Raw genomic sequence first — 6153 nt, 5'->3', positions numbered from 1 at the left:
CCCTTCAAGTACGACTGGGCCTGGCAAAAGTACCTCGACGGCTGCGCCAACCACTGGATGCCGCAAGAGGTCAACATGACCGCCGACATCGCCCTGTGGAAAAACCCCGAAGGCCTCACCGACGACGAACGCCGCATCGTCATGCGCAACCTCGGCTTCTTCTCCACCGCCGACTCGCTGGTTGCCAACAACCTGGTCCTGGCCGTGTACCGCCTGATCACCAACCCGGAGTGCCGCCAGTACATCCTGCGCCAGGCCTTCGAAGAAGCGATCCACACCCACGCCTACCAGTACTGCATCGAATCGCTGGCCATGGATGAAGGCGAGATCTTCAACATGTACCACGAGATTCCATCGGTCGCCAAAAAGGCCGCCTGGGGCCTCAAATACACCCGTTCGATCTCCGATCCAAAGTTCGAAACCGGCACCGTCGAAACCGACAAAGAACTGCTGCGCAACCTGGTCGCCTACTACTGCGTGCTGGAAGGCATCTTCTTCTACTGCGGCTTTACCCAGATCCTGTCCATGGGCCGCCGCAACAAAATGACCGGCGTGGCCGAACAGTTCCAGTACATCCTGCGCGATGAGTCGATGCACCTGAACTTCGGTATCGATGTGATCAACCAGATCAAAATCGAAAACCCGCATTTGTGGGATGCCGAGATGAAGGAAGAAGCGACCCAGATGATTTTGCAGGGCACGCAGCTGGAGATTGAATATGCGCGCGATACCATGCCGCGTGGGGTGTTGGGGATGAATGCGGCGATGATGGAGGATTATCTGAAGTTCATCGCGAACCGTCGTCTGTCGCAGATTGGTTTGAAAGAAGAATACCCAGGGACGACTAACCCGTTCCCATGGATGAGCGAGATCATGGACTTGAAGAAAGAGAAAAACTTCTTCGAAACCCGCGTGATCGAGTACCAGACCGGCGGCGCGCTGAGCTGGGATTGATCTATGAAGCAGATCTAAAACTGTGGGAGCGGGCTTGCTCGCGAAAGCGGCGTGTCAGTCGCTAGATACATCGACTGATCCACCGTATTCGCGAGCAAGCCCGCTCCCACATTAGGTCCGTGGTGTTCTACAGACTTTGCAAAATGCCTTTTATGCCCAACCAAACCATCAAAACGCCCTGCGTCGGCCTGTGCTCCACCGTTTACGGCGACCTGGTCTGCCGGGGCTGCAAGCGTTATCACCATGAAGTCATTCAATGGAATGGCTACAACGCCGAGGAAAAACAGGCGGTGTGGCTGCGCCTGGAACAGTTGCTGGTGCAGGTGATGGCCAGCAAGCTTGAGGTGTTTGACCCGCAGCTTTTGCGCCTGCAACTTGAAACCCGCAAAATTCGCTTTGTGCCACACCAGTCGCCGTACTGCTGGGCGTACCAGCTGATTGCCCGGGGCGCGCGGGTGATTTCCAAACTGGATGCGTATGGGCTGGCGCTGCTGCCGGAGTTTCGCGAGCGTCACCTGGCGGATTTGCGTGATGCGATTGACCGCGAGTTTTTCCTGCTGTCCGAGGCGCATTACGAGCGCTATATCGCACCGGGCTTTCTGCGTGAGTCTTTTGGCGCTCCATTGATCGCAAGTATCTAAGCGGCAGCACAAAACCAATGTGGGAGCGGGCCTGCTCGCGAAAGCGAAGTGTCAGTTAGCACATCTGTAACTGATCACCTCCGGGCTTTTTTTCCAGTTTATGTCAGTGACTGTGTTTAAAATGCCGCCCGCTCAACGATTGACGCTCAACGATGAACCCAGACGCACTCGCTACCCTGCACGCCCATCTGCTCACCGCCCTGGCCAACCCGCCGAGTGAAACCCGGCGCCTGTTCCACGGCCGTGGCCGCTGCTGGCCGGGCCTGGAGCAACTGACGGTGGACTGGTTGCACGGCGTGCTGCTGGTCTCATTGTTCAAGGAACCCGAGCCTGCGCAGCTCGAAGCCCTTAAGCAGCTGCTGCAAACACAGTTCAGCGCTTACACCGTCGCCCTGCAACACCGCTACCTGCCGCAAAGCACCACCGAATGGCTGGCGGGCGAAGCCGTAGACGAGCTGACCATTACCGAGGGCGGCCTGCGTTACCTGATCGACCTGGGTAAAAAACAGAACAGCGGGCTGTTCCTCGACATGCGCTACGGCCGCAACTGGGTGCGCGAACAGGCCAAGGGCCAGCGTGTGCTCAACCTGTTCGCCTACACCTGTGGTTTCTCGGTGGCGGCCATCGAAGGCGGTGCCGACCATGTGGTGAACCTGGACATGGCCCGTGGCGCCTTGAGTCGCGGGCGCGATAACCATCGCCTCAATGGTCATGACCTGAGCCGCGTCAGCTTCCTGGGCCACGACCTGTTCAAGTCGTGGGCCAAGGTGACCAACAGCGGCCCTTACGATCTGGTGATCATCGACCCACCGTCCTTCCAGAAGGGCAGCTTCCTGCTGACCAAAGACTACCAACGCGTGCTGCGCCGCCTGCCGGATTTGCTCACGGCCCAAGGCACCGTATTGGCCTGCATGAACGACCCGGCCTTCGGTGAGGACTTCCTGATTGACGGCGTAACCCGCGAAGCGCCGGGCCTTAGCTTTGTACAGCGGCTGGAAAACCCGCCGGAATTTCCCGATGTCGACCCGCAGAGCGGTTTGAAGGCATTGGTGTTCCGTCAGGGTTGATGCCGAAACGTCTGACCCTTGCTACGCTAAGTGATACGCCGGGGCGGTGAACCTTATACCTCCCTTCCCGGTCGATACCTGCATTCCCCGGCCAGACTCGACGGCGTTACGTCGTCGGCTGCCCTGTTTCATCTTTTGGAGAGCCGCCCGTGATATCGACCCTGCATGTAGCCAGACTCAAAGCCTGGGGCGCCCACGGCTTTACCGCCACCGGCGTGGTGCTGGCGTTCCTGGCCACCCTGGCCTTGCTGGAAAACTCACCCAAGGCCTGCCTGCTGTGGCTGGGCCTGGCGCTGGTGGTCGATGGGGTCGATGGCTCGCTGGCGCGACGGGTCAATGTCAGCACGGTACTGCCCAGCTTTGATGGCTCGGTGCTGGACCTGGTGATTGACTACCTGACGTATGTGTTTATCCCGGCGCTGTTTATCTACCGCTATATAGACCTGCCGGACTTCACCCACCTGTTTACCGTGTCGGTGATCCTGGTGTCGTCGCTGTTCTGCTTCTGCAATGTGAACATGAAGAGCAAGGACAACTATTTCGTCGGCTTTCCTGCGGCGTGGAATGTGGTGGCCTTGTGCGTTTACATCATCCAGCCGGACGCCTGGGTGACCCTGGCCACGGTGATCGGCCTGGCGCTGCTGACCGTGACTCCGATGAAGTTTCTGCACCCGTTCCGGGTCAAGCGCTTTATGCCGATCAACATCGCCGTGACCACCCTCTGGTTGCTGTGCAGCTTTTTGATGGTGGTGGACTACCCCAATACCAACCCGTGGACGTTTGGGTTGTGGTCGGTGATGTCGGCGTACTTTTTGGGGATTTGTGTATGGCGCACGGCGTTGGAGTGGCTGGACAAACGTCACGGTTGATTGCAATTCAAAATGTGGGAGCGGGCTTGCTCGCGAAAGCGGTGGATCAGTTATAGATGTGCTAACTGACACTCCGCCTTCGCGAGCAAGCCCGCTCCCACATTTGGATCGCGTAGACCCGCTAGATCCAAGTAAGATGGCGATCTTTGGCGCAGCCCTTTTCTGCGCCCTGCCAATAATAAGCCCTGCCCATGCCCTTCGAACTCAGCGTTGACCTGACCACCCTCGCCATTCTTGCCTGCGTGGCCTTTATTGCCGGCTTTATCGACGCCATCGCCGGCGGCGGCGGCCTGCTCACCACGCCGGCCCTGCTCACCGCCGGCATGCCACCGCACCTGGTGCTGGGCACCAACAAGCTCAGCTCGACCTTCGGCTCCGCCACCGCCAGTTTTACCTTCTACCGGCGCAAGCTGTTCCACCCGCGCCAATGGGTACACGCCATCGTCGGCACGCTGGTCGGCGCATTGGCAGGTGCCGTGGTCGCCCACTACCTGCCCGCCGAAACCCTGAACAAAATGCTCCCGGTGATCGTGTTCGCCTGTGGGGTGTATTTGCTGTTCGGTGGCACGCCCAAGGCGCCGCTGGATGCCGATGCACCGATCAAGAAGAAATGGCAGTCCACCCAAGGCTTCGGCCTGGGCTTCTACGACGGCGTGGCCGGCCCCGGCACCGGCGCGTTCTGGACGGTGAGCACGATGCTGCTGCACCCCATCGACCTGGTCAAAGCCAGCGGCGTGGCGCGCAGCATGAACTTCGTCAGCAACGCGGCGGCGCTGTCGGTATTTATCTTCAATGGCTCGGTGGACTGGATCGTTGGCCTGGCGATGGGCTTCTCGGTAATGTGTGGCGCGTTCTTTGGCGCACGCAGCGCAATCAGCGGCGGCGCCAAATTCATTCGCCCGGTGTTTATCACCGTGGTCCTCGGCCTGACGGTGCGCCTAGCCTGGCAACACTGGTTCAGCTTGGCCTAAACGGCGCGCCAGGTAGAGATCGATCAGGTAACGCGCAATCGAACGTGACGCCGGCAACGGCGGCAAGTCGTGGATATTGAACCACTGCGCGTCTTCGATCTCATCGGCCTGGGGCACGATGTCTCCCCCGGCGTATTCGGCATGGAAGCCCAGCATCATCGAGTGCGGGAACGGCCAGCACTGGCTGCCCATGTACTGAATGTTCTTGACCTCCACCTGCACTTCTTCGCGCACTTCACGGATCAGGCAATCTTCGGCCGACTCACCCGGCTCGGCGAATCCCGCCAGCGTGCTGTACACGCCCGTGACAAAACGCGGCGAACGCGCCAGCAGGATCTCGTCGCCACGGGTCACCAGCACAATCATGCTCGGCGAAATCCGTGGGTAACTGCGCAGGTCGCAGGCCTGGCAATACATCGCCCGCTCGCGCGGCACCTGCACCATCGCCTGGCCGCAACTGCCACAGAACCGATGCTCCCGCGCCCAGGTGCCGATCTGCGCGGCGTAACCCAGCACTTTGTACAGGGTGTGGTCGCCCTGCAACATAAAGCCGCGCAGGCCCTGCCAACTGCAACCCGGCACTTCGGCTGCCGCGTTCAGCTCCAGCAAGTACACCGGCTCACCGTCAAGGTGACCAATGCCATGCTCAGCAAACACCGACAGGTCCTGGCGCTTGAGCCATTCACGCGGGAACAGCGGGCCATTGGTGTCATGCAAAAAGCCCTCGCGGCTGCGGGCGACGGCCCAGCCGCCAGGGGCGTCATTGTCCAGCAGCGTTGTGGTAATCCAGCCTGGTGTCATATCAGTCAATCCACGAATTCGGGTTTCTGCTTACTCATATGGGCCGCGATGGCCACGCGCAGGTCGTTGGATTGCAACATAGCCGAGTTCCAGGTGGCAACGTATTCCAGACCATCATTGACCGTATGGTCACGCATGTAGCTGATCATGGCCTTGGTGCCGGCCACGGCAATCGGCGATTTGCTCGCGATTTCATGGGCGATTTCCATGACCCCGGCCAGCAGGCTGTCCTGATCGGGATACACACGATTGACCAGGCCGATGCTGCGCGCTTCTTCGGCGCCGAACGGGCGACCGGTGTAGGCCAGTTCACGCAACATGCCGTCGCCGATAATGCGTGGCAGCCGTTGCAGGGTGCCGACGTCGGCAGCCATGCCGATATCAATTTCCTTGATCGAGAACTGCGCGCCTTCGGCGGCGTAGCGCATGTCACAGGCGCTGATCAGGTCAATGGCGCCGCCGATGCAGTAACCCTGGATCGCCGCCAGCACCGGCTTGCGGCAGTTGTCGACCGCATTGAACGAGGCTTGCAGTTCGAGGATCTTGCGCCGCAGCAAGCGTGCGTTGCGGCCCACGTCCTTGCCAAAGCTATTGGCCACCGAGGCCATCATCATCAAGTCGATGCCGGACGAGAAATGCTTGCCGGCACCGCTGAGCACCACGGCGCGCACGGCGTCGGTGTCTTCGACCCACTGGAAGATGTCGATGATTTCGGTCCAGAACGCCGCATTCATCGCGTTGATTTTTTCCGGGCGGTTGATCTGCACATGGGCAACGTTGCCGGTGAGTTCGACGATGAAAGCGTGGTATTCGGACATGGCAGTGATCCCTGACTGGCGAGTAATAAGGC

The 6153-nt window shown here is 59.9% G+C and carries 7 protein-coding genes; 5 read left to right on the top strand and 2 right to left on the bottom strand.

Annotated elements, in window-relative coordinates:
* The 5 genes from BLV67_RS20135 to BLV67_RS20115 form a co-directional block, all read left to right on the top strand.
* A partial coding sequence (locus BLV67_RS20135) for a ribonucleotide-diphosphate reductase subunit beta (RefSeq protein ID WP_071492555.1) occupies positions 1 to 954 on the top strand: 954 nt, incomplete at its 5' end.
* 152 nt (positions 955 to 1106) lie between these two features.
* Positions 1107 to 1595: a DUF1289 domain-containing protein gene (locus BLV67_RS20130; RefSeq protein WP_065931754.1), complete on the top strand. Its 489-nt coding sequence runs from the start codon at positions 1107 to 1109 to the stop codon at positions 1593 to 1595.
* 152 nt (positions 1596 to 1747) lie between these two features.
* Positions 1748 to 2662, top strand: a complete 915-nt coding sequence (locus tag BLV67_RS20125) for a class I SAM-dependent methyltransferase (protein WP_069788863.1) — start codon at positions 1748 to 1750, stop codon at positions 2660 to 2662.
* A gap of 149 nt (positions 2663 to 2811) precedes the next feature.
* Positions 2812 to 3531 carry a phosphatidylcholine synthase gene (gene pcsA, locus BLV67_RS20120; protein WP_069788862.1) on the top strand — a complete coding sequence of 240 codons (720 nt, stop codon included), beginning with the start codon at positions 2812 to 2814 and terminating at the stop codon, positions 3529 to 3531.
* Between the two features lie 191 nt (positions 3532 to 3722).
* Positions 3723 to 4502 (top strand): TSUP family transporter, encoded by a 780-nt coding sequence (locus BLV67_RS20115; protein ID WP_069788861.1) that lies wholly within the window; start codon positions 3723 to 3725, stop codon positions 4500 to 4502.
* Here BLV67_RS20115 and nudC read toward each other — a convergent pair.
* Together nudC and BLV67_RS20105 are read right to left on the bottom strand one after the other, a co-directional pair.
* Positions 4470 to 5303, bottom strand: coding sequence for an NAD(+) diphosphatase (nudC, locus tag BLV67_RS20110; protein WP_069788860.1), 834 nt, complete (start codon positions 5301 to 5303; stop codon positions 4470 to 4472). The genes BLV67_RS20115 and nudC overlap by 33 nt on opposite strands.
* A 5-nt stretch (positions 5304 to 5308) precedes the next feature.
* Positions 5309 to 6121 (bottom strand): crotonase/enoyl-CoA hydratase family protein, encoded by an 813-nt coding sequence (locus BLV67_RS20105; protein ID WP_069788859.1) that lies wholly within the window; start codon positions 6119 to 6121, stop codon positions 5309 to 5311.
* Between the last annotated feature and the right edge of the window lie 32 nt (positions 6122 to 6153).

This window comes from Pseudomonas salomonii, from assembly GCF_900107155.1.
Classification (GTDB): domain Bacteria; phylum Pseudomonadota; class Gammaproteobacteria; order Pseudomonadales; family Pseudomonadaceae; genus Aquipseudomonas; species Aquipseudomonas salomonii.
The sequence above is the reverse complement of the archived record's forward strand: the minus strand, read 5'-3'. Positions and strand labels throughout refer to the sequence as shown.